Raw genomic sequence first — 22,880 nt, forward strand, 5'->3', positions numbered from 1 at the left:
ATTTCCCTGCAATGCTTTCGCTGTAGTTGGAGGCAAATCGCGCTCTCGTGAAAAAATCCCATCAAATTTCATGAGATGCCGGAGCGGTGAAAAAATCAAGCGGATTTTCACGGGTGCACAAGATTTGCTTGCGCGATTTTGGCGGTTCATGCAAAGGCTCGGCCGCGAGCGGCGAGTGGGGACGTCCGATCGGGACACAGGGTAAGGGACGGCCCATGCTTGGAAAGAAGGCTCGAATCACGGTTGATGCCGAGATCGTCGACGACGCGATCGTATCGCGCCGGTCGGTGCGCGCTTTTCTGCCCGACATGGTCGACGACAACACGATCCGCGACATACTGGCGGTCGCGGCACGCGCCCCTTCCGGCACCAATATGCAGCCATGGCGGGTCTATGTCACCAAGGGTGACACCAAGCAGCGGATATCGGATGCCATCCTGAATTCCGGCATCCGTGCTGAAAAGGCCGATTGGGACGAATATCGCTATTATCCCACGCAGTTCTTCGAACCCTACCTGACCCGCCGCCGCGCCAACGGTTTCGGGCTCTACGGCGCGCTCGGCATCGGTCGCCGCGAGGTCGACAAGATGCGTGCCCAGCACGACCGCAACTTCGTCTTCTTCGACGCGCCGGTCGGCATGATCTTCACCATCGACCGCCGGCTTAACCAGGGTTCCTGGATCGACTACGGCATGTTCCTGCAGAACATCATGGTTGCCGCGCGGGGCAGGGGCTTGCACACCTGTCCGCAGGCGGCGTTCGCGCCCTATCACCGGCAGATCAGGCCGGTGCTCGGCATTCCCGACGAGGAGATCGTCGTCTGCGGCATGGCGCTCGGTTATGAAGATACGTCGAAGCCCGAAAACGCCTTCCGAACCGACCGCGTGCCGCTGGAGGAATGGGTGACGTTCAGCGAGTAGGCCGCTGCTGCGCTGCGACATCCGCTATTCCGTGTTCATCTGGGCGCCATGGCCGCTGACATGGGCGCCATCCTGCGGCGTCAGCTTGAGATAGGCTGATAGCGCGCACAGCGTGATGACACCCTCGATCACGAACAGTATCCGGAAGTCATTGGCGACGGCCGGGCCGCCGCCGGCCAGAAACGATAGTGCCGCGGCGGCCAGGCCGACGCTGATCGCCACCGCCAGTTGCCACAATATGTAATAGAGCGCGCTGAAGCGGGCGAGCTGATCGGGCGCGATGTCGGAATAGGCAAGGTTGCCGGTCGACGCCCATTGCGCGGAACGGAAGACGCCGAAGATGAAGATGTAGGCAAGCACGATCCACACCGGTGTGGTCGCCTGCATCAGGGCAAAGCCCGCAACCATGGCCGCGACGACGGGCGTGTTGAAAACCAGCACGCGGCGGAAACCGAAGCGGTTGAGCAGGCGAGGCATGAAGACACGCATGACCACCGACCCGACCGCGGCGACGAAGGTCAGCGATCCCGCCTGTACCGCGCTCATGCCGAAGCCGAGCTGGAACATCAGCGGCAGCAGGAAGACGACGGAGCTGAGGCCGATCGTGTCCAGACCGCCGCCGGTGAGGAAGGAGATGCGGAAGGTGCGGATGCGCAGGAGCTTGAGGTCGAGCAAGGGATTGCGCACGCGCAGGCAATAGAACGAGGCGACCGTCAGGATGACCAGCGCCAGGGCAAGCTCGGTCGCGATCACGCCGGCGGCCGCATCTTTCGCCGCCAGCGAATCCATGCCGAAGACAAGCAGGACCATGCCGCTGCCGACCAGCAGGAAGCCCGGGAAATCGAACGGTGTGCGCACGGGTTTGGTCACCGTCGGAAACAGCGAGGCGGCAAGGACAGCCGCGGCCAGCGCGAAGGGCACGTTGATGAAGAAGATCCAGCGCCAGGAAATGTAAGTGGTCAGCGCGCCGCCGACGAGCGGACCGACGAGCGGGCCGGACTGGCCGGCCAGCGAGATATACATGTTGATCTTCAGCGTCCGGCTTCGAGGGAAGGTCGACAGGATGACGACCTGACCGAGCGTGCCCATCAGCGCGCCGCCGAAGCCCTGCAGCGCGCGGGCGCCGACCAGCGTCCAGATGTTGTCGGACAGGCCGCACAGCGCCGACGAGGCGGCGAATACCAGCAGCGCAAAGCAGTAGACGTTGCGCAGGCCGAAGCGGTCGGCAGCCCAACCGCCGAGCGGCATCGAGATGATCAGGCTGGCGACGTAGACCGTGATCAGCAGGCCAAGCTGGCTGGGCGGGCGGCCGAGGCTTTCGCTGATGCCGGGCAGCGCCGTCACCACGACATTCTGGTCGAGGCTGGTCATGAACACGCCGCAGGCGACCGTCAGCGGCAGCAGGAGCAGGGCTCTGGCTGGCACATCGGCGCGATCGGTGGCGCCGGCGGATATTTCTGCGGTCATGGAGATATTCGAACCAAACGGATGCGCGGATTCTGGAGACGGGTTTTGTTACCCTTCGGACCGGCTTGACGGCCATATCACGCCATTATGGCGGCCGCCGGCGCATTGCTGTAGCGTCAGAGCCGGCCGGCCTTGATGCCAGAATTCGTCGATCCCGAGCCTACTGTACCTCGTAGCCGACTTCCTCGCTGGCGTGACACAGCGCCTTCCAGAAGGAGCGCGCGAAAGAACGGAAGACGTAGATGTCGAACTGGTCGCCGCCGGTGCGCTGGACCTGGGCGAAGATGTCGTGATGGGTGGTCGACCGGCCGGCGTCGAGCGGGAAGGCCGGCAGCGCGAAATCGATGGCGAAGAACTTCGCCAGCACCCATTCGGCCTTCGGACCGGCGATGCGGATCGCGGTGCGGCCATGCGAAAGATCGGTCACCGTGCCGATGGCGGGGGTCACCACGCCCGCGAAAGCCGCGGCCAGCCCCTCGGCTTCGTCGGCTACGGTGAACTTTCCCGGTGCGAAACCGAATGCCGATTTGGCGCCATTGGTGGCGCCACCGCCGGCACCGTCGGGCAACGTAAGCCCGGTGACGGCGCGGATGCCTGATATCAGTTTCTTCTCTTCGCCCGGCCAGGCGGCGAGCTGCACGATCGAACCCGGTCTCGTCTCGGTCAGGATGACCTCGACACCATGTTCGAAATTGCCGTGCGAGCCGACATGGAATTCCGGTTCCAGCGGTGAAAGGCGCTCAACCATGCATGCGGCTCCCGTCCGGATCGTAGAAGTGGTTGGAAACGATCTCGACCGGTCCGAACCGGTTGCGCAGCGGATCGGAGACATGGGCGCGCGAGCCGTGCCTGGCCTTGCCGCCTTTGATCAGCGCCAGCGCGATGTGCTTGCCGAGCGCCGGCGAATAGCAGCAGGCCGTGATGTGGCCGATGGAGCCGTGCGGGTTGGACTCGTCAAGCTCCTCGACGATATGCGCGCCGCCGTTGAGCGGCCTGTTGTCGAGCGAGACCAGGCCGACAAGTTCCAGCCGGTCGGGCGAGATGAGGCCCTCGCGGTCCATCATCGCCGAGCCGATAAACGGCTTCTTCTTCGACAGCATCCAGTCGAGATGCAGGTCGCGCGCCGTGGTGCGGCCGTCGATCTCGGCGCCCGTCACATGGCCTTTCTCGATGCGCATGGTGCCCAGTGCTTCCAGTCCGTAGGTTACCAGTCCGAACGGCTTGCCGGCCTCGATAAGCGCTTCCCAGACATGCGTGCCATGGTCGGCGCCGCAATAGACCTCGAACGCCATTTCGCCGGAAAAGGACAGCCGGCAGATCATCACCGGCACACCAGCGATCTGGCCATGCACGATGCCCATGAACGGCAGCGCCGCATTGTCGACAGCGGTGCCGACGACGCAGCCGGCCAGGATCTGCCTGGCTTTCGGCCCGCCGATCGCGGCACCCGCCCACTGGTCGGTCACGGAGGTGACATGAACCTTGAGCTCCGGCCAGACCACATCGAGGAAATATTCCAGATGCTGCATAACCTTGCCGGCATTGGCCGTGGTGGTGGTCATCAGGAAATCCTGTTCGCCGAGCCGCCATGTGGTACCGTCGTCGAAGGCCAGCCCGTCCTCGCGCAGCATCAGCCCGTAGCGCGCTTTGCCGACGGCCAGCGTGGAAAACATGTTGGTGTAGACACGGTCGAGGAATTCGGCCGCGTCCGGACCTTGCACCGCGATCTTGCCCAGCGTCGAGACATCGACGATGCCGGCGCTTTCGCGCGTCGCCCTGGCCTCGCGCACATAGGCCTGCTCGACCGTTTCGCCGGCAAGGCCGTAGATCATCGGCCGGTACCACAGGCCGGCGGAATACATGGTTGCGCCATTGGCGACATGCCAGTCATGCATCGGCGTCAGCCGTTCGGGCTTGAGGTCGCCGAAGCGCTCCGCCGCCAGTGATCCGATCGAAACCGGTGCAAAAGGCGCCCGGAAGCGCGTCGTGCCGACTTCCGGGATCGGCTTGCCCAGCGCCTCGGCCATGATGGCCAGGCCGGGGACGTTGGAATTCTTGCCCTGGTCGGTCGCCATGCCGAGCGTGGTGTAGCGTTTCAGATGCTCGACCGAGACGAAGCCTTCGCGGTGCGCCAGCCGCACGTCCTCCGACGTCACGTCGTGCTGGAAGTCGACGAAGCTCTTGCCGCTGGCCCTGATCTCGAACACCGGCGCCGGATCGGGATCGCAAGCTACGGCTTCGACCGGGGGCAGTGCGGCCGGCGTGGCTTGCGCGCCTGCCGCGGCAAGGCCCGCGGCGCGGCCCTCGATCATTGCTTCGGCCGTGGAAAAGCTGCCGGTGAAGGCGCCGGCGCCAATCCAGTTCTGCGTCGGCTTCGGCGGCAGGAAGGCTTGTCGGGCGGCATTCCACTCCGCCTTGGCGCCGGCCTGGCTGGCCAGGTGGATGGTTGGCGACCAGCCGCCCGACATCAAGAGGCAGTCGGCATGGATGCTGCGAGAATCGCCGGTGAGCGTGCCGTTGGTCATGTCGAAGCGCTGCAGCTTGACGCCGGAGAGCGCCTTGCCGCCCTCAGTGGCGATCACGGCATGGCCGGGAAAGATCTCGGCTTCGGTCTCCTCGGCCAGCTTGCGCATTTGGCCAGAAAGCTCGGGGCGGACATCGACAATCGCGGCAATCCTTGCGCCGGCCTTCTTCAGCGCCAGGGCGCAGCGATAGGCGCTGTCATTGTTGGTGAACAGCGCGACCGTCTGCCCCGCCAGCACGCCGAATTCGTTGGCGTAGCGCTCCGCGGCATGCGCCAGCATCACGCCCGGGCGGTCATTGCCCGGGAATACAAGCGGCCGTTCGAAAGCGCCGGTGGCCAGCACAACCGACCGTGCGCGGATCGCCCAGTAGCGATGGCGCGGTTCGCCCTTGCCGTGTGTCTCCTTGTGATCGGTGACCCGTTCAAGGGCGGCAAGCGTATTGCTGTCGTAGTAGCCCCAGACCGTGGTGCGCGGCAGAAGCCGGACATTGTCGTAACCCTCGAGCTGGGCCACGGTTCGCCTGGCCCAGTCGGCCGCCGGCAGGTCATCGATCGTCTCGTTCGACCAGTTGGCAGAGCCGCCGAAACGCGGATCGAGTTCGGCAAGCATGACGCGCGCGCCCTGATCAGCAGCGGCCTTGGCGGCCGTCAGCCCGGCAGGGCCGGAGCCGACCACCAGCACGTCGCAAAAGGCGTTCATGCGCTCATAGCGCGCCGGGTCGGCGGCGGAACCGGCACGGCCGAGGCCGGCCGCGCGGCGGATGAAATGCTCGCAGAACATCCAGAAGCGCGTGCCCTTCAGCGGCCCGATCACCGGACCCATGAAGGTCTTGTAGTAGAAGCCGGCCGACAGGAGCTTGCCGCCGAGCTGGTTGACGGCGCTGACGTCCCAAGCCAGCGAGGGAAAACGGTTCTGGCTGACGGCGACCAACCCGTCATGAATCTCGACCATGGTCGCCGCGATGTTGGGCTCGCGAACCTCGCCCTTCAGCACCGTCACCAGCGCGTTCGGCTCTTCCACGCCTGCTGTCAGGAGGCCGCGCGGGCGGTGGTATTTGAACGAGCGCCCGTAAAGCGTGACGCCGTTGGCCAGCAGTGCCGAAGCCAGCGTATCGCCGGCATGGCCGGTGTAGGACGCGCCATCAAAGGTGAAGCGGATGGTCTTCAGCCGGTCGATGCGGCCGCCGGTCTCGGTCCGGCGCGGGCTCACGATCTGCCCTCCGCCTTGCGACGCGCGACCGGGCCGTGATCGCCGCGTGCGAAGGCGACGCTGGAAATCTCATGCGTCAGCGTGTTGCGCACGACCCTGAGATGCGCGCGGCAGCCGCCGGAATGCTGCCAGATCTCGTTGTGGTCTCCGGCCGGGTTCAGCCGGTCATAGACATAGGCGTTCCAGGCTTCGAAGTTCTGCGAGGCGGGGTCGGGACGCTCGCGGTTGCCGTCACCCTGGTAGGTGAACTCGATGACGTCGCGCGGGCCGCAATAGGGACAAGTGATCAACATCGGATATTCCTGGTGCAGCCTTGCTCGGTGAAGCCTTGCTTGGAGAGATATTGTTCAGTGCAGTCTGGGATTGGCGCCCTGGCCCTTGTCGTCGATCACCAGGCCGCGATGGAAGCGGTCGAGCGTGAAGGGGGCGTTGAGGTCATGCGGCTCGTCCTTGGCGATGGTCCAGGCAAAGCACCAGCCGGAGGCGGGCGTCGCCTTGAAGCCGCCATAGCACCAGCCGCAGTTGAGATACATGCCGGGCAGGGGCCCGGTGGTGATGATGGGCGAGCCGTCCATCGACATGTCGCAGACGCCGCCCCAGGAGCGCAGCATGCGCACGCGGGCAAGCCCCGGGAACAGCGCCAGCATCTCGCTCATCACCTCGTCGACGATGGGCAGGTTGCCGCGCTGGGCGTAGCTGTTGTAGCCGTCGATGTCGCCGCCGTAGACGAGGCCGCCCTTGTCCGATTGCGACATGTAGAAATGGCCCATGCCGAACGTGACGACCGTATCGATGAAGGGCTTCAGCGATTCGGTGACGAAGGCCTGCAGCACATGGCTCTCGATCGGCATCGTCTCGATGCCGGCAAGCTGCATCACCCGGCCGGTACTGCCGGCCACCGCGACCGCCACCTTCTTGGCGCGGATGTCGCCGCGTGATGTGGTGACGCCGGTGATGCGGTCGCCGTCGCGCAGGAAGCCGGTGACCTCGCAATTCTCGATGATGTCGACGCCGCGCCGGTCGGCGCCGCGCGCATAGCCCCAGGCCACGGCGTCGTGGCGGGCGGTGCCGGCGCGCCGCTGCATCAGGCCGCCGACCACGGGGAAGCGTGCATCACTGGAAATATCGAGCGCGGGGATCAGGCGCTTGATTTGCGCCGGCGTCATCAGTTCGGCGTCGACACCGAGATGGCGCATGGCGTTGCCGCGCCGTGCATAGTCGTCGAACTGGGCCGGCGTGTGCGCCAGGTTCAGGCAGCCGCGCTGCGAGAACATGACGTTGTAGTTGAGATCGTGCGACAGGTTCTCCCACAGCTTCATCGAATGCTCGTAGAAGCGGGTGTTGGCGGGCAGCAGATAGTTGGAGCGCACGGCGGTGGTGTTGCGGCCGACATTGCCGGAGCCGAGCCAGCCTTTCTCCAGCACCGCGACATTGGTGATGCCGTGTTCCTTGGCGAGATAATAGGCGGTCGACAACCCGTGCCCGCCGCCACCGATGATGATGACGTCGTAGGATGCCTTCGGGTCCGGCTTGCGCCAGGCCGGCTTCCAGTCCTTGTTTCCCTTGAGCGCATTCGCGAGCAGCGAAAGGGCCGAGTACTCTGCCATGGATATGATGTCCGTTTCGGGCGATGCGGCAGACTATAGAGCAGGCCGCACGCGCAAAGCCAATATTGCGCCATCGCCTTTCGACTGGCCGACGCTCCGGCCACCGCCAGATCAGCGCAGGTGCGGTCGGATCAGGCGACGAGTCCGGGTGACGGGGTCCTTCGCCGGCGCGCTGTTGATGGAGCATTGAACGAAAAAACCCGCCTGTGCGGCGGGTCGTTGGCGCAACTCAGCACCATGACTGAATATCTACCATAGCTGCCTTCACCCAGTCAAGAAAAAATTCCTATCATAAAGCTGCCGGCACAACGGGACTGGCGGTCGTCAGGTCTTTGTTGCCCCGAGTTCGGAGCCCTGGCGGTCGGATGCGACGGCTTGCCCCATGATATGGCCGTCTTTATCAAGGACAGGCAAATTCAATTGCCATTGCCGCCTTGAGTCGCCAACAAATCATGTTTTTCAAATTGCTTCGTCTCGTCTTGATGTTCGCGCTTGTCGTTTCGGCGCCGCTTTCGTTCGATGCGTCGGCGCAAGGGCTTGGCCAGGCGCCTGCCGGACTGGTCGCCGACCAGCAGAAAATCCTTCAGGACCTGACGACCAAGACCGATAATTTCGACAAGAAGATCCAGCAGGACGGCGACGACGACGCCACTCTCGTCGATATCCGCCTGCAACTCGAGGAACTGTCGCGGCAATCGCTGAACAGCGCGCTGGCCTTCCGCACCCGCCTTAGCGAGATCAACAGCCGGCTCGAGCAGCTTGGCCCGGCACCCGCCGCAGGCCAGCCGCCGGAACCCGACATCGTCAGCACCGAGCGCCAGGCGCTGGTCTCCGAAAAGGCCGAGATCAACGCGGTCATCGCGCAGGCGCAGACGCTGTCGATCCGCATCAGCGGGATGATCGACAAGATCGGCAACATGCGCAGCGCGCTTTTCCGCAATCTCCTGACCAAGCGCTATGTGCTGTCGGATGCGCTGAGCCCACAGGTCTTTTCCGACGCCCGCGACGAGTTCGGCAATTTCTACAAGGCGGTCTCGTCCTGGCTGAGCTTCGCCTTCAGGTTCAAGTTCCAGGCCATTCTGGCGGCAACCTTCGTGGCGCTCGGGCTGGCCCTGGTGCTTCTGGTCGGCGGCAGGCGGTTGTTTGGACGGGTGTTCGAAGCCGAACCGTCCAATGAGGACCCGTCCTATCTCAGCCGCCTGTCGGTGGCCTTCTGGTCGACATTGCTGCCGACGCTGGCGGTCGGCGCCTTTCTTGGGTCGACGATTTTCTTTTTCAACTATTACAACGTTTTGCGCGGCGACATTGGCCTTTTCCTCAACGCGCTGGCGACGGTCATCGGGGTGGTGTTCTGCGTCAATCGGCTGGCCAATGCGGCGCTCGAGCCACGGCTGCCGAACTGGCGCCTGATCCCGGTCGAATCCGGCCCGGCGCGTTGGCTGGTGCGCCTGACCACCGCCATGGCCGTGGTCATCAGCGTCAACACCTTCCTGTCCGTCATCAACGACAAGATGGGATCGCCGCTGTCGCTGACGATCGCGCGCAGTTTCGTGGCCACCATCGTCGTCGGCATCATCCTGATCCTGATGGCGATGCTGCGGCCGTTCAAGGCCCGTGACGGCAGCTGGCGGCCTTGGCCGGCATGGCTGCGCTACCTGGCGCTGGCTCTGGGGCTCTTCACCATCATAGCCGCCTTGCTTGGCTATATCGGCCTTGCGCTGTTCGTGTCGCTGCAGGTGGTGGTCACCGGCACGGCGCTCGTCACCGCTTATATCGGCTTCCTGTCGGCACAGGCGATCGGCGACGAGGGCGCCTTCGCCAATACGTCGGTCGGGCGCTGGCTGTCGGTCAATTCCAGCTACGAGGACACCGCGCTCGACCAGCTCGGCCTTGTGGTCAGCGTGGCCATCAACGTGATGATCGTGCTGGTCTTCCTGCCGCTGATCCTGTTGATGTGGGGCTTCCAACTGGGCGACATCCAGGCCTGGGCGTACAAACTGGCGACCGGGATTAATATCGGTTCGGTGACGATTTCGGTCACCGGCATCCTGTCGGGCATCGTCGTCTTCATCATCGGCTATTTCCTGACGCGCTGGTTCCAGGGCTGGCTCGACGGTTCGGTGATGGCGCGCGGCAAGGTCGACACGGGGGTGCGCAACTCGATCCGGCTGGCCGTCGGCTATGCCGGCGTGGCACTTGCGGCACTGATCGGCATCTCGGCGGCGGGCATCGACCTGTCCAGCCTGGCGCTGGTCGCCGGCGCGCTTTCCCTCGGCATCGGCTTTGGCCTGCAGAACGTGGTGTCGAACTTCGTCTCGGGCCTGATCCTGCTGGCCGAGCGGCCGTTCAAGGTCGGCGACTGGATCGTCGCCGGCGACATCAGTGGCACCGTCAAGAAGATCAGCGTGCGCGCCACCGAGATCGAGACCTTCCAGCGGCAGTCGGTGATCCTGCCCAATTCGAACCTGATCAACAACGCCGTCGGCAACTGGACGCACCGCAACAAGCTCGGCCGCATCGACATCAAGGTCGGCGTCGCCTATGGCAGCGACGTCAAGCAGGTGCACGCCGTCCTGCTCGAGATCGCCCGCGGTCATCCGCTGGTGCTGAAGAACCCCGAACCCTTCGTGCTGTTTTCCAATTTCGGGCCTGCCGCGCTGGAATTCGAGATCCGAGTGTTCCTGGCCGATGTGATGAACGGCAACATCGTGCAGAACGACATCCGCTTCACCGTGCTGGAAACATTCAGCGACCAGCATATCGAGATACCCTCGACGCCACGCGCGGTCATCGAGCCCAAGCATGCGAAGGCCTGGCCGACCGACGACGACAAGATCGAGGCCGACTTCGCCGAGCAGGAACGAGCAAAGGCGGAGGCCGCGGCCGAGGCCAAACGTCTCTCCAAATCAGGACGCAAGGCGAAGAAGCCTGATCCGGATTAGATCGGCGGTCGTAAGGTTCAGGCCATCAAACCAATTGCGGCATGAATGCGGCATTCAGTTGCGGTTCAGCTTCCATCTCATATAAGCTCCCATGCAAAGGCGAGAATGCCTTGCGAAATGCAACAGAGGCGGTGGGAACACCGATATTGCACATGTGGAAGTCTCTCGTCGCTGCCGTCGCCTTGCTCGCCGTGAGCGGGTCGGCCCATTCCGCCAGCGCGGTCAACAAGGACGCCGAGACCCGCACGCTGATCGTGACGGAAGGCGGCAGCAAGACCGACCTGGCGTTGGCCGCCGGTGAAACCGTGGAATTCTGCCCGAATGGCTGCTTCGTCACCTTGCCCAATGGCGATCTCGAAGCCCTGACCGGCTCGGAAACGGTCGAGATATCGGGCGGCATCGCCCGCATCAAGTAATTTTTGCCCACATCTCTCGAGAGGCCGGACATTTGCCCGGCCTTTTATTGTTTCCGGTAGCGGTTGTTTAACAATGACACGGGAAATACCGCCGTGACAGCCGCCCACAACCCGGCGTTTTAACGTTCGTTACGCCGTCTCCCCGCTATACGTCTTGCGAAGACGTCGACAAACGGCGCGGCGGGTTTGAGGCAGGGCAGGACGACATGGACGCGCGGTCGGACGGAAACGCAATACCGCTTGCGGTCGATCTCGACGGCACGCTGATCGCGACCGACCTGCTATGGGAAGGACTGTTCATCCTTCTCAAGAAGAACCCGCTCTACATTTTCCTCGTGCCTTTCTGGGCCGCCGCCGGGCCGGCCCGGCTGAAGCAAGCCATCGCCCAGCGCGTCGATATCGATCCCGCGTCGCTGCCTTACCGCGCGCCATTGCTCGACCGCATCCGGGCCGAGCATGCCGAAGGCCGCAAGATCGTGCTGGCGACAGGCACGCCGCGCAAATTCGCCGACGCCATCGCTCGCCACCTCGGTGTCTTCGACCGGGTGCTGGCGACGGACGGGGTCGACAATCTGACTTCCGGCAAGAAGCGTGCCTCGCTTATTGCGGCCTATGGCGATGGCGGCTTCGATTATGCCGGCAACAGCCGCCATGATCTCAAGGTTTTCGATGCGGCACGCAGCGCGATCGTGGTGGCGCCGGACCGCCACGCCGCGCGCTGGCAGGCGGCGCATGGCGCCGAAACCATGTCGGCGCCGAAACCGACACTGCGTACCATCGTCAAAATGCTGCGCGTGCATCAGTGGCTGAAGAATTCGCTGATCGCGGTGCCGATGGTGCTGTCGCACGAATATTTCAACGCCGGCATGATCTGGGAGTGCGTGCTGGCGTTCATCTCGTTCAGCGCGGTGGCGTCGGCCATCTATATCCTCAACGACTTCTTCGACCTGGCGCTTGACCGCAAGCATGCCACCAAGCGTAACAGGCCATTCGCCAGCGGCGCGCTCTCTATCCCGTTCGGGATCGGCGCGATCGCGGTGCTGCTGGCGATCGGCATCGGCACAGGGCTGTTTCTGTCGCCCGAATTCCTCGCCGTGCTCGGCGGCTACATGGCTGTCACCACGGCTTATTCGCTGTCATTCAAGCGCATGCTGCTGGTCGACGTGCTGACGCTGGCCGGCCTCTACACGATCCGCGTTCTGGCGGGCGCGGCCGCGACCGGCGTCGAGGTCTCGTTCTGGCTGCTCGCCTTCTCGATCTTCTTCTTCCTGTCGCTGGCGCTGGTGAAGCGCTTCGTCGAATTGCGCACCACGGCCATTCCACCCGGCGAGCGCATTGCCGGGCGCGGATATCGCACCGAGGACCAGGAGATCGTCGCTCAGGCCGGCATGGCTTCGGCCTTCTCCTCGGCACTGGTGCTGGCGCTCTACATGGATAGTGTTGCAGTGCGTGAGCTCTACCCGCATCCCTGGCTGATCTGGCCGCTGCCGCCGATCGTGCTTTATCTCACCATGCGGGTCTGGATCCTGGCGCGTCGCGATGAGATGCATGACGATCCGGTCGTGTTCATCATCCGCGACTGGCGCAGCCAGATCGTGGTGCTGATCGGCGCCGTGCTGCTGGTGATCGGGGGCTGGTAGACATGGCCGGCGAGCGCTTCGACAGCTTCGGGCGCGCGACGCCGCCCGCACCGCGCGCCATCGGCATCGATGACGCTATCGTGCTGCTGAAGGGCGGTCAGGCCAGGCACGCCTCGCTGCTTGCCTATGGCAATGGCAGATCCTACGGCGATTCCTGCCAGAACGAGGCCGGTGCCGTCGTCGACATGCGGCCGCTGAACCGCATCCGCGCCTTCAATGCCGAGACCGGCCTTCTCGAAGCGGATACGGGCGTGCTTCTGTCCGACATCATTGCCCACGCCGCGCCCTACGGCTTCTTCCCGGCAGTCGTTCCGGGCACGCAGTTCGTCACGCTCGGCGGCGCCATTGCCAACGACGTCCACGGCAAGAATCATCACCGGCGCGGCACGTTCGGCTGCCATGTCGAAAGTTTCACGCTGCTGCGGTCCGATGGAAGGACCTACCGCTGCTCCGCGACAGACAATCCGCGGTTGTTCCGGGCGACGATCGGCGGCATGGGGCTGACAGGCCTGATCCTGTCGGCCTCGATCCGGTTGATGCGGGTGCATTCCCTCGACATCATCGAGAAGGTGACGCCGTTTCGCGACCTGGGCGAATTTTTCGAGCTGGCCGAGGCGGCGGACCAGGCCAATGAATATGCGGTCGCCTGGATCGATCAGCTCGCCGGCGGCAGGCGCAGCGGGCGCGGCCTGCTGTTCACGGGCAATCACGCCGAGCATGGCTCGCATACCGCCGCGCGCGCCGGCGGCAATTTCGCGGTGCCGTTCCAGCCGCCGTTCAATGTGCTCAGCCGACCGTTCCTGAGCGCCTTCAATGCGGCCTACCGATGGAGGAAGGGCCGCTCTGCCGCGCCGCGCCAGGTCGGTTACCAGGGCTTCTTCTTCCCGCTGGACGGCGTGCGCGATTGGAACCGGCTTTACGGTCCGAACGGGCTGTTCCAGCACCAGAGCGTTGTGCCGGAAGAAGCCGCGCGTGAAGCGGTGCCGATGCTGCTCGCGGCTGCCAGGCGGGCCGGGCAGAGCTCGTTCCTCACTGTTCTGAAACGCTTCGGCGGCGTCCGATCCCCGGCGCTGCTCTCCTTCCCGCGACCTGGCTACACGCTGACGCTGGATTTCCCCAACAGGGGAGCCGCGACCCTGGCGTTGCTGGACGAACTCGACCGCATCGCCATCGGAGCCGGCGGGGCAGTCAACCCCTACAAGGATGCGCGTATGAGCGCCGCGACCTTCGCCGCGTCCTTTCCGGAGTGGTCACGGCTGGAGGCGCAGCGCGACCCGGCCTTCATGTCCGGCTTCTGGGCGCGCACAGCCAAAAACATCGACCTGCGAAGACGGGGTGCCGAGGCCGCGGAATAGATAAAATTGAAATGGATCGTGGTTAGCGATCGGTTAACGAGAAGATTTACTCAAAACGTCCTTGTGAGTTCACGAAATCTTTTCGGGTTTGTAATAGAAGGCGTCACGGGTGGGTGAGCTGACATGAAATATATCGTCTTCATTCTCTTTACGGTCATGACGAATGCGGCCGCGCAGCTGATGCTGAAGCAAGGCATGATGTCGCTTGGGCCGATCTCGTTCGAAGGCGCCAACCCGCTTATCAGGCTGTTGCAGATCGTCTTCAGCCCCTGGGTGTTCCTCGGCCTGTGCACCTTCGTCATTTCCATGGCCTCGCATCTCTACGTGCTGTCCAAGGTCGAGCTTTCCTTTGCCTATCCGTTCCTTAGCCTCGCCTATGTCGCCGTCGCGGTCTTCGCCTATTTCGTCTTTCGCGAGGACCTCAATGGCTGGCGCATCGCAGGTATCGGCTGCATCTGCGTGGGCACAGTGCTAATCGCCCAAAGCGGCCGAGACCTGGGTGACCACGGGCATGACGAGCAGACCGTTTCCATCACCTCCGACAAGATCGGCACCAGCGAGATCGTTCGATGAGACATGTGATTTTCGGCGGCGACGGCTTTGTCGGTCGCCACCTTGCCCCGAAGCTCGTGGCGGATGGCGAGGAGGTTGTCGTCGCCGACATCGTCAAGAGCGACCTGGCGCATTATCGCAACGTCGGCTTCATCCATTGCGACGTGACCGATCCCGCATCGGTGGCGGCGGTTGGGCTGAAGGCCGACGACATGATCTACAATCTGTCGGCAAAGATGCTGTCGCCGATCCAGGTGCGCGCCAAGCGGCACGATTTCTTCTTTCCGGTCAATTTCCATGGCACCGAGCATATCATGCAGGCGATGGACAAGGCCGGCGCGCCCCGGCTCGTGCATTACACGACCGACATGATCTACGGCCATACGGTCACCTTCCCGATGACCGAGGAACATCCGGTCGCGCCGCTCGGCGAATATGGCTGGTCGAAGCAGATGACCGAGGAACTGGCCGCCGAATGGCGCAAGCGCGGCATGTCGATCTCGCTGTTTCGTCCGCGCCTGATCATCGGTCCCGGCCGGCTCGGCATCCTTGAAAAACTGTTCAAGCTGATCGACTGGAACCTTCCGGTGCCGATGATCGGCTCGGGCCGGAATCCATACCAGTTCATTTCTGTTTTCGATTGTGCGGAAGCTGCCCGCGCGGCCTGGAAAGCCGGCGTACCGAACGAGGTCTATAATCTGGGTTCGCTCAACCCGCCGCCGGTCAGGAAATTGCTCGGCGACCTGATCAGGCATGCCGGTTCGAAATCGATCCTGATTCCGACGCCGGGCTGGGCGGTGAAGCGCACGCTCGATCTGCTCGACCTCATGAACCTGCCGATCATGGATCCGGAGCAATATCTGATCGCCGACGAGGAGTGCGTGCTCGACGTCTCTAAAGCGGGACGCCAGCTCGGCTGGGTGCCGCAACATCGCGACGAGGACATGCTGATCGCCGCCTACAGCGAATACCGCGCCAGGAAGGCCGGCCACGCCGTCGCCGCCAAACATGTGCCCGCCGAATAGCAGCCCGCCAACAGTTTCATCTGCGCACGATCCCCGATCCTGCGCGCGGACAGGAGATTGAAAATGACCGTCATGGCCAAGCCCGATCAGGCGAGCGCGCGCACCATGGTCAGCGCGCCGGCGCTGTCGCCAGCCACCATCGCCAAGCCTGACCTGATCAGCGTCGAGCAGGCCAAGGCGATGGACGTCGCTGCGATGACCGACCTGTTCAAGGCGCATCTCAACCCGGGCCAGCTGCATTTCATGAAGCTGCTCGGCTTCCACAAGATCAAGATCGAGCGCGCCGAGGGCATGTTCTACATCGACCAGAACGGCCGCAAGATCCTGGATTTCTTCGGCGGCTTCGGTTCGCTGGCCTTCGGCCACAACCATCCGCGCATCCTCGAAGCGCGCAAGAAATTCCAGGAGGAGAAGCGCCAGGAGATCGCCATCGCCTTCATGTCGCAATATGCGGCCGCGTTGGCCCACAACATCGCCAAATGTTCGCCCGGCGATCTCGACATGGTGTTTCTGGGCTCGTCCGGCTCGGAAGCGATGGAAGCGGCGGTAAAACTCGCCGAGCGTGCCGCCGGCCCGAAGCGGCCGAAAATCGTCTATGCCGAGAATTCCTTCCACGGCAAGACCAAGGGTGTGCTGGCGATCACCGACGGCCAGCTCTACCGCGCCGATTTCAAGGTGGCGGACAATGCGGTCCGGATTCCGTTCGCCGACATCGAAGCGGTCGAGCGCGCATTCCGCGCCGATCCCGAGATCGGCGTCATCGTGCTGGAAACCATCCAGGGCGGCGGCGGCATCATCCAGGCGCCCGCGGAATATTGGCAGAAGCTGCGCGCATTGTGCGATCAATACGGTGTGCTGTGGGTGGCCGACGAAGTGCAGTGCGGCTATGGCCGCTCCGGCCGCTTCTATGCTTTCGAACATTATGGCGTCGTTCCCGACGTGACGGCGCTCGCCAAGTCGCTCGGCGGCGGAAAGGCGGCGGTCGGCGCGATGGTCGCCAGGCGCGAGATCTATATGAAGGCCTACGGCACGCCGAAGACGGCGATGATCCATGCCATGGCGACTTTCGGCGGCATGGGCGAGGCCTGCGTCACCTCGATCGAAGCGCTCAACGTTCTCTATGACGAGGGCCTGATCGACAATGCCGCCGCTACCGGCGAGTACCTTTTGCAGCGCCTCCAGGCACTGAAGGACAAATACCCCAAGATCATCAAGGACGTCCGCGGCAAGGGGCTCATGATCGGGCTCGAGTTCCATGATTTCTCGCAGACATTGCCGACCGTGTTGCGGCCGGTGGTCAGCGTGCTTGACGACAAGCTGAAGGGCTCGCTGTCGGGCTTCGTCGGCGCGCTGCTGCTGCGTGACTATGACGTGCTCGTCGCCTTCACCGAGTACAACCGCAACGTCATCCGGCTCGAGCCGCCGCTGATCTGCCAGCGCGAGCATGTCGACCGGTTTGTCGATGCTTTCGACAGCCTTTTGTCGCGCGGCATTGTGGGAATCGTGAAGGATTTCGTCAAAAGCCAGGTTCGTTGAGCCCCACGACGATGCTGACCAAGTCGCCCACTCCGCAAAACCCGCTCGACCGGCTCACAGCGGCCGGCCTGGCGGGGGGTGAGGGGACCTATGCGCGGCTGGCGGCACCCATCGGCGCGGCGGCTTTCGCGCTCTACATCCTTTTGACGGCGCTGACGGCCTGGTTGATGCCCGATTCTAATTGGGACATGCTTCCCTATCTCGCCATATCAGAGGAAGGCACATACCCCGATGCGCAGGCGCTGCATGATTATGCCTACAACACCGTCAAGGCCGGGGTCTCGGCAGGTGACTACAAGACGCTGACCGATGATGGCGGCGGCTTCCGCAGCCACATGGCGGAGAATGCCGCCGACTTCCATTCGCTGCTCGGCATGTACCGGATCAAGTTCCTCTACGCCGAGATCCTGTCGACGCTGAGCGCGGCGATGTCGCCGGTCGAGGCGATGCGGCTGGTGCAGGTAGCCTCGGTGCTGCTGTTCGGCGCGATCACGCTGCTCTGGCTGCGCTCGGAAAAGGCCTTGGCGCTGGCGCCGGTGATCGGCGCGGTGTTGATCATGGCCGATTTCGGCGATGCGGCGCGCGCCTCGACGCCGGATCTGCTGACTTCGGCGCTGCTGCTCGGCGGGCTTTACGCCTATGTCAGGGGCCGCGAGGCGGCGACGGCGATCCTGCTCTTCCTCGCCTTCATGGTGCGGCCGGACAATATTGTCTTTCTTGCCGTTTTCGCCGTTCTGCTCATCGCCTTCCGGCAGCAGGCATGGGGTGCGCTGGTCGGTTTTGCGGCGTCCTTCGTCGCCTATTTCGCCATCTCGCACTGGGCGCATCATCCTGGCTGGTGGCCGCATCTGTGGTTCTCCAGCGTCGAGCAGCACTACAATATGGACGGGTTCGAGCCGCCGTTCTCCGTCGTTGCCTATCTCAAGGCATTTGCCGCATCGCTGCTGCGCGCCGTCAACCTGAACAGCTGGGTCGGCGTCTCGGTGCTGGCGCTGGCCGGCTGGTACGCGGTCGGCCGTGCCGGCTTCCGGATCAACCGACGCGCCGGCATTCTGTTCGCGGCGCTCGTGCTCGGCGCGCTGGCTAAATTCACCGTCTTCCCGATCCACGACACGCGCATCTATTTCCCGCATCTGGTCCCGCCATTCCTGCTGCTGGCCGCCCCTTTCATGGCGCTGTGGGCGACGATCGCCCGCGGCCAGCACCGCGCCGCCTTGCATGCCATTCCCGGAGACACGCCATGAGTTCGCTATCCAGCCTGACGCGCATCGCGCTGTCGCTTGGCCTTCCGGCTGGTTTGCTCGACCGCGGTCCGTCGCTGCGCGGCACGAAATTCCTGGCCGGGGCGGCACTGAAAGCGCGCTTCGGCGGGACAAGGCGGCCTTTCCAGATGGTCAATGTCGGTGCCTGCGACGGCGCCCTGTTCGACGACGTCACGCCGTGGCTGCATCGCATACCGGGCGCCCGTGCCCTGCTGGTCGAGCCGATCCCCTATAACCAGAAGCGCCTGCGCGCCAATTATCCCGATACCAGCCGCTTCATCATCGAGCCGGTTGCCGTCACGAAAATAAGGGGGACGATCACCGTCCACACCTTCGATGCCGCCGCGCTTGAGGCCGGCACGCTGCCGATCGAGTTCATCGGCTGCTCCTCGGTTACCGACACCAACCTGATGTCGGGCAAGAATGCCTGGGGCGAGGATGACGTGAATTTCAACAAATTCGCGCCCTATCTCAGGGACATCGAAGTGCCGTCCGAGACCTTGCAGACATTGCTCGACCGCAACGGCATCAGCCATATCGACGCCTTCCTCGTCGATTGCGAGGGCGCAGACTGGATGGTCTTCGAGCAACTCGATCTCCAACGCTACCGTCCGGGCATGATCAAGGTCGAGGTCGGCGCACTGCCCGCTCCGGAGATCGGCCAGGTCGTGGTCAAGCTCAAGACCGCCGGTTATCAGGTCGGTTTCCAGGCCGAGGACATCTGGGCCTTCGCCTGACCGCAGAGATTTTCCCTGATCCAAACTGGGTCGCGACGCATTCGCGGCGTGTCGCAAACAGGCGGTAGCGCGCTCATCGTCGTCTGCATATTGTGCGCCGATCAGACGGGCGCCGACGCCGCCCGCAACAGCACCTGGAGTCGCGGGCAATGGCAGAGTTTCCGAACAAGGCGAAGGTCGTCATCATCGGCCTGGGTGGCATTGTCGGCGCGTCAATCGCCCATCACCTGATCGAACGCGGCTGGGACGACATTGTCGGTATCGACAAATCAGGCATCCCGACCGACATCGGCTCGACGGCGCACGCTTCCGACTTCTGCTACACCACCAGCCACGATTTCCTGTCCTGCTGGACGACACTCTACTCCATCGATTTCTACGAGAAGATGGGCCACTACGCACGCATCGGCGGCCTCGAAGTCGCGCGCGTCGGCGATGACAGCCGCATGGACGAAATCAAGCGCAAGATCGCCTCGGCCAAGGCTTTTGGCACGCGCGCCCGGCTGATCGAACCGGCCGAGATCAAGGAGAAATTCCCGCTCATCGAAGAGGCAATGGTGCAGGGCGGCCTGTGGGATCCCGACGCCGGCCTGGTCATCCCGCGCTCGCAGACGGTCGCCGGCAAGCTCGTCGACCAGGCGGAAGCCTCGGGCAAGCTCAAATCCTTCGCCAACACGCCGGCCCGGTCGCTCGTCGTCAAGGACGGCCGCATCAGCGCCGTGGTGACCGACCGCGGCACTATCGAGGCCGACTACGTCATCGTCTGCGCCGGCATCTGGGGCCGGCTGATCGCCGAGATGGTGGGCGAGGACCTGCCCGTCATGCCGATCGACCATCCGCTCACCTTCTTCGGGCCCTACAACGAGTTCGCCGGCACGGGCAAGGAGATCGGCTGGCCGCTGCTGCGCGACCAGGGCAATTCCGCCTATATGCGCGACACCGGTGATCCCAAGACCGCCGAGGGCGGGCAGATCGAGTGGGGTTACTACGAAGAGACCAATCCACGCCTTTGCCATCCGCGCGACCTGCTCGAGAAGGACCAGGCCCGGCTTTCGCCTTCGCAGCGCGACCTCGACATGGAGCAGATCCTGGCGCCGCTGGAGCGCGCCATGGAACTGACGCCGATCCTGGGCGAGCTCGGTTACAACGAAAGCCATTCCTTCAACGGCCTGCTGCAGGTGACGGCGGATGGCGGTCCGTCGATGGGCGAGAGCCAGAAGGTGAGGGGGCTGTGGTATGCCGTCGCCATCTGGGTCAAGGACGGCCCCGGCATGGGCAAGCTCATCGCCGACTGGATGACGGACGGCCGCACCTCGATCGACCATCACGCGATCGACTATGCGCGCTTCTATCCGCACCAGACCAAGGAGCAGTTCATCTGGGATCGCTGCACCGAGACGGCGATGAAGGTCTACAATCCCGCCGTGCATCCGCGCGAGCCCTTCTCCAAGGGCCGCAACATAAGGCGCTCGCCCTTCTGGGAGCGCGAGAAGGAACTCGGTGGCTATTTCATGGAGCTGGGCGGCTGGGAGCGCGCGCACGGCTATGCCGCCAACGAGCATCTTCTGGAGAAATACGCCAACCGGGTGCCGGTGCGCGAGAACGAATGGGACAATCGCCATTTCTGGCGCGTGTCCAATGCCGAGCATCTGGCGATGAGCGAAGACTGCGGCATCGTCAACCTGTCGCACTTCTCGATGTATGACATCGAGGGACCTGACCACGTCGCGCTGCTGGAGTGGCTGTGCGCGGCCAAGATCGGCGGCGACAACAATATCGGCAAGGGCATCTACACCCACTTCCTCGACGAGGAAGGCATGGTGCGCGCCGACTTCACGGTCATCCGCATGGCCGACCGCTGCCGTTTGATCGATGGCGCGGACGCCGGCCCGCGCGACTTCCAGTACATGCGCCGCACCGCGCAGGATAAAGGTTTCGATGTCACCATCACCGATGTGACGGAAAAATACGTCACCATCGGCATCTGGGGCCCGAACGCGCGAGCAACCCTGCAAAAGGTCGTCGAGAATCCCGAGGGCCTTGCGCTGGAGAATTTCCCGTTCGCCGCGATCAAGCCGATCCGGATCGCCGGCAAGGACGTCACCGCCTTCCGCATCTCCTATGTCGGCGAACAGGGATGGGAACTGCACATGCGCTACGAGGACGGCCTGGCCGTCTGGGACGCGCTGCGCTCGACCGGCGTCATGCCGTTCGGCGTCGAGACCTATGCCAATACGCGGCGCATGGAAAAGAGCCTGCGTTTGCAGAATGCCGATCTGCTCACCGAGTACAACTTGCTCGAGGCCGATCTTGCCCGCCCGAAAGTGAAGGAGAACGACTTCTGCGGCAAGGCCAAGCACCTGGAATACCGCGCCCGCGAGCACCAGCCGGCGATGCTGTGCACGCTGGTGATGACCGAAAACACCGATTCCAAGGGCGTGGCGCGTTATCCGGTGGGCACGATGCCGGTGCTGGACCCCGAGACCGGAGAGACGCTGGTCGACGAACTCGGCCGCCGTTCCTTCACCACGTCGGTCGCTTACGGCCCGACCATCGGCAAGAACATCGCGCTCGCCTATCTGCCATGGGCCTATGCCCAAGAGGGCCGCAAGCTGAAGGTGGAGTATTTCGGCGAGACCTATCCGGTCGAAGTCGCTGGTGTCGGCTACAAGCCGCTCTACGATCCGGAGAATCTGAAGCCGAGAAGCTAGGCAACCTCCCAGCAGGGCTCGTGAGCAAATTTTTGGATAAGCCCGGCGGCCAAGGTCGGGCTTTTCTCTTTTTCGGCTGGCGATTCTGGCTTACCCTGCGGCATGTCTGCTTTTGCTCGCGCAAGACATCTGCTTTCAGGCGCCGCCGCCCTGGCGCTGATGCTGTGGCTGGCCCCGGTGTCGCTCGCGGACGAACCCGTCGACGTCGAACTGGTGCTGGCGGTCGACGTCTCGCTGTCCATGTCGGCGGACGAGCTCGAGATCCAGCGTCGCGGCTACGCGGCTGCATTGACGCACGATCATGTGCTGCAAGCCATCGCCGCCGGCGCTTATGGCAGGATCGCCGTTACTTATGTCGAATGGGCTGGCACCAACTCGCAGCACGTCATCGTGCCGTGGACGGTGATCTCCACTCGCGCCGACGCCGAGCAGGTGGTGGCGCGGCTGTCCGCCCAGCCTCCCAACAGCGCGCGGCGCACGTCTATCTCCGGCGCGCTGGAATTCGGCGCGGACCTTTTCGCCGAAAGTGGCTTTCAAGGGACGAAGCGGGTCATCGATATTTCCGGCGACGGCCCCAACAACCAGGGCGCGCCGGTCGATATCATCCGCGACGAGGTGGTCAAGCAAGGCATCGTCATAAACGGCTTGCCGCTGATGACCCGCGGCGGCTTCACCAGCGCCTACGATGTCAACGATCTCGACCGCTATTACAGCGACTGCGTCATTGGCGGTCCCGGAGCCTTCATGGTTCCGGTCAACGACTGGACGCAGTTTCCCGAAGCTATCCGCCGCAAGCTTGTGCTTGAGCTCGCCGGCCCGGCCTCGCCGCGGCCGGTTGACCAGGCCGACCGTCCGCCGGTGGTGCTGGCGCAGGCCGAACAGGCCAGCGATTGCCTGGTCGGCGAAAAGATGTGGCGCAACCGCAATTGGATGCTCGATAGCCGCTGAGAAATTCCAGAAAAAGCGCATAGCGCTT

The 22,880-nt window shown here is 63.7% G+C and carries 17 protein-coding genes; 12 read left to right on the top strand and 5 right to left on the bottom strand.

The features are described 5' to 3' along the window. Window positions 1–215: 215 nt before the first annotated feature. Entirely contained in the window at window positions 216–920 is a 705-nt protein-coding gene (locus FJ867_RS11645) for a nitroreductase (protein ID WP_140516370.1), read from the top strand. Window positions 921–944: 24 nt separating this feature from the next. Here FJ867_RS11645 and FJ867_RS11650 read toward each other — a convergent pair whose 3' ends face one another. The 5 genes from FJ867_RS11650 to FJ867_RS11670 form a co-directional block, all read right to left on the bottom strand. Beyond that, entirely contained in the window at window positions 945–2,387 is a 1,443-nt protein-coding gene (locus tag FJ867_RS11650) for an MFS transporter (RefSeq protein WP_140817433.1), read from the bottom strand. Window positions 2,388–2,547: 160 nt separating this feature from the next. Continuing rightward, a complete protein-coding gene (locus FJ867_RS11655; RefSeq protein WP_140817435.1) occupies window positions 2,548–3,135 on the bottom strand; it encodes a sarcosine oxidase subunit gamma in 588 nt (195 codons plus the stop codon). Then, window positions 3,128–6,121 (bottom strand): sarcosine oxidase subunit alpha, encoded by a 2,994-nt coding sequence (locus tag FJ867_RS11660; protein ID WP_140817437.1) that lies wholly within the window; start codon window positions 6,119–6,121, stop codon window positions 3,128–3,130. The genes FJ867_RS11655 and FJ867_RS11660 overlap by 8 nt, the downstream gene beginning before the upstream one ends. Further along, window positions 6,118–6,414, bottom strand: a complete 297-nt coding sequence (locus FJ867_RS11665; protein ID WP_140516363.1) for a sarcosine oxidase subunit delta — start codon at window positions 6,412–6,414, stop codon at window positions 6,118–6,120. Before FJ867_RS11665 ends, FJ867_RS11660 begins: the two co-directional genes overlap by 4 nt. Before the next feature lie 54 nt (window positions 6,415–6,468). After that, a complete protein-coding gene (locus tag FJ867_RS11670) occupies window positions 6,469–7,728 on the bottom strand; it encodes a sarcosine oxidase subunit beta (protein ID WP_140495627.1) in 1,260 nt (419 codons plus the stop codon). A gap of 452 nt (window positions 7,729–8,180) precedes the next feature. On the opposite strand from FJ867_RS11670, the gene FJ867_RS11675 reads away from it, so the two are divergent. The 11 genes from FJ867_RS11675 to FJ867_RS11725 all read left to right on the top strand — a co-directional run bounded on the left by FJ867_RS11675 (window position 8,181) and on the right by FJ867_RS11725 (window position 22,852). Then, window positions 8,181–10,670 (top strand): mechanosensitive ion channel family protein, encoded by a 2,490-nt coding sequence (locus tag FJ867_RS11675; protein ID WP_140817438.1) that lies wholly within the window; start codon window positions 8,181–8,183, stop codon window positions 10,668–10,670. A gap of 152 nt (window positions 10,671–10,822) precedes the next feature. Next, on the top strand, window positions 10,823–11,086 hold the full coding sequence (locus FJ867_RS11680) for a hypothetical protein (RefSeq protein ID WP_140495629.1): 264 nt from the start codon (window positions 10,823–10,825) through the stop codon (window positions 11,084–11,086). Window positions 11,087–11,292: 206 nt separating this feature from the next. Then, window positions 11,293–12,726 (top strand): UbiA family prenyltransferase, encoded by a 1,434-nt coding sequence (locus FJ867_RS11685; protein ID WP_140728959.1) that lies wholly within the window; start codon window positions 11,293–11,295, stop codon window positions 12,724–12,726. Window positions 12,727–12,728: 2 nt separating this feature from the next. Next, window positions 12,729–14,081 carry an FAD-binding oxidoreductase gene (locus FJ867_RS11690; RefSeq protein WP_140656982.1) on the top strand — a complete coding sequence of 451 codons (1,353 nt, stop codon included), beginning with the start codon at window positions 12,729–12,731 and terminating at the stop codon, window positions 14,079–14,081. 123 nt (window positions 14,082–14,204) lie between these two features. Then, window positions 14,205–14,654 (top strand): EamA family transporter, encoded by a 450-nt coding sequence (locus FJ867_RS11695; protein WP_140521117.1) that lies wholly within the window; start codon window positions 14,205–14,207, stop codon window positions 14,652–14,654. After that, on the top strand, window positions 14,651–15,658 hold the full coding sequence (locus FJ867_RS11700) for an NAD(P)-dependent oxidoreductase (RefSeq protein WP_140670265.1): 1,008 nt from the start codon (window positions 14,651–14,653) through the stop codon (window positions 15,656–15,658). The genes FJ867_RS11695 and FJ867_RS11700 overlap by 4 nt, the downstream gene beginning before the upstream one ends. A gap of 105 nt (window positions 15,659–15,763) precedes the next feature. Continuing rightward, entirely contained in the window at window positions 15,764–17,194 is a 1,431-nt protein-coding gene (locus FJ867_RS11705) for an aspartate aminotransferase family protein (protein ID WP_224681054.1), read from the top strand. A gap of 11 nt (window positions 17,195–17,205) precedes the next feature. After that, window positions 17,206–18,438: a DUF2029 domain-containing protein gene (locus FJ867_RS11710; RefSeq protein WP_140817561.1), complete on the top strand. Its 1,233-nt coding sequence runs from the start codon at window positions 17,206–17,208 to the stop codon at window positions 18,436–18,438. Next, a complete protein-coding gene (locus FJ867_RS11715) occupies window positions 18,435–19,193 on the top strand; it encodes an FkbM family methyltransferase (protein ID WP_140521114.1) in 759 nt (252 codons plus the stop codon). Before FJ867_RS11710 ends, FJ867_RS11715 begins: the two co-directional genes overlap by 4 nt. Window positions 19,194–19,342: 149 nt before the next feature. Next, window positions 19,343–21,904, top strand: coding sequence for an FAD-dependent oxidoreductase (locus FJ867_RS11720; RefSeq protein ID WP_140521113.1), 2,562 nt, complete (start codon window positions 19,343–19,345; stop codon window positions 21,902–21,904). 102 nt (window positions 21,905–22,006) lie between these two features. After that, window positions 22,007–22,852 (top strand): DUF1194 domain-containing protein, encoded by an 846-nt coding sequence (locus tag FJ867_RS11725; protein WP_140495637.1) that lies wholly within the window; start codon window positions 22,007–22,009, stop codon window positions 22,850–22,852. Window positions 22,853–22,880: the final 28 nt, after the last annotated feature.

Source organism: Mesorhizobium sp. B2-5-3 (genome assembly GCF_006441005.1).
Classification (GTDB): domain Bacteria; phylum Pseudomonadota; class Alphaproteobacteria; order Rhizobiales; family Rhizobiaceae; genus Mesorhizobium.

What these genes read in the sequence shown, in the direction of transcription:
- FJ867_RS11720 (WP_140521113.1), top strand. Translation starts at nt 19,343, where the DNA reads ATGGCAGAGTTTCCGAACAAGGCGAAGGTCGTCATCATCGGCCTGGGT.
- FJ867_RS11655 (WP_140817435.1), bottom strand. Translation starts at nt 3,135, where the DNA reads ATGGTTGAGCGCCTTTCACCGCTGGAACCGGAATTCCATGTCGGCTCG.
- FJ867_RS11680 (WP_140495629.1), top strand. Translation starts at nt 10,823, where the DNA reads ATGTGGAAGTCTCTCGTCGCTGCCGTCGCCTTGCTCGCCGTGAGCGGG.
- FJ867_RS11665 (WP_140516363.1), bottom strand. Translation starts at nt 6,414, where the DNA reads ATGTTGATCACTTGTCCCTATTGCGGCCCGCGCGACGTCATCGAGTTC.
- FJ867_RS11675 (WP_140817438.1), top strand. Translation starts at nt 8,181, where the DNA reads ATGTTTTTCAAATTGCTTCGTCTCGTCTTGATGTTCGCGCTTGTCGTT.
- FJ867_RS11705 (WP_224681054.1), top strand. Translation starts at nt 15,764, where the DNA reads ATGGTCAGCGCGCCGGCGCTGTCGCCAGCCACCATCGCCAAGCCTGAC.
- FJ867_RS11685 (WP_140728959.1), top strand. Translation starts at nt 11,293, where the DNA reads ATGGACGCGCGGTCGGACGGAAACGCAATACCGCTTGCGGTCGATCTC.
- FJ867_RS11690 (WP_140656982.1), top strand. Translation starts at nt 12,729, where the DNA reads ATGGCCGGCGAGCGCTTCGACAGCTTCGGGCGCGCGACGCCGCCCGCA.
- FJ867_RS11645 (WP_140516370.1), top strand. Translation starts at nt 216, where the DNA reads ATGCTTGGAAAGAAGGCTCGAATCACGGTTGATGCCGAGATCGTCGAC.
- FJ867_RS11700 (WP_140670265.1), top strand. Translation starts at nt 14,651, where the DNA reads ATGAGACATGTGATTTTCGGCGGCGACGGCTTTGTCGGTCGCCACCTT.
- FJ867_RS11725 (WP_140495637.1), top strand. Translation starts at nt 22,007, where the DNA reads ATGTCTGCTTTTGCTCGCGCAAGACATCTGCTTTCAGGCGCCGCCGCC.
- FJ867_RS11715 (WP_140521114.1), top strand. Translation starts at nt 18,435, where the DNA reads ATGAGTTCGCTATCCAGCCTGACGCGCATCGCGCTGTCGCTTGGCCTT.
- FJ867_RS11710 (WP_140817561.1), top strand. Translation starts at nt 17,206, where the DNA reads ATGCTGACCAAGTCGCCCACTCCGCAAAACCCGCTCGACCGGCTCACA.
- FJ867_RS11695 (WP_140521117.1), top strand. Translation starts at nt 14,205, where the DNA reads ATGAAATATATCGTCTTCATTCTCTTTACGGTCATGACGAATGCGGCC.
- FJ867_RS11670 (WP_140495627.1), bottom strand. Translation starts at nt 7,728, where the DNA reads ATGGCAGAGTACTCGGCCCTTTCGCTGCTCGCGAATGCGCTCAAGGGA.
- FJ867_RS11650 (WP_140817433.1), bottom strand. Translation starts at nt 2,387, where the DNA reads ATGACCGCAGAAATATCCGCCGGCGCCACCGATCGCGCCGATGTGCCA.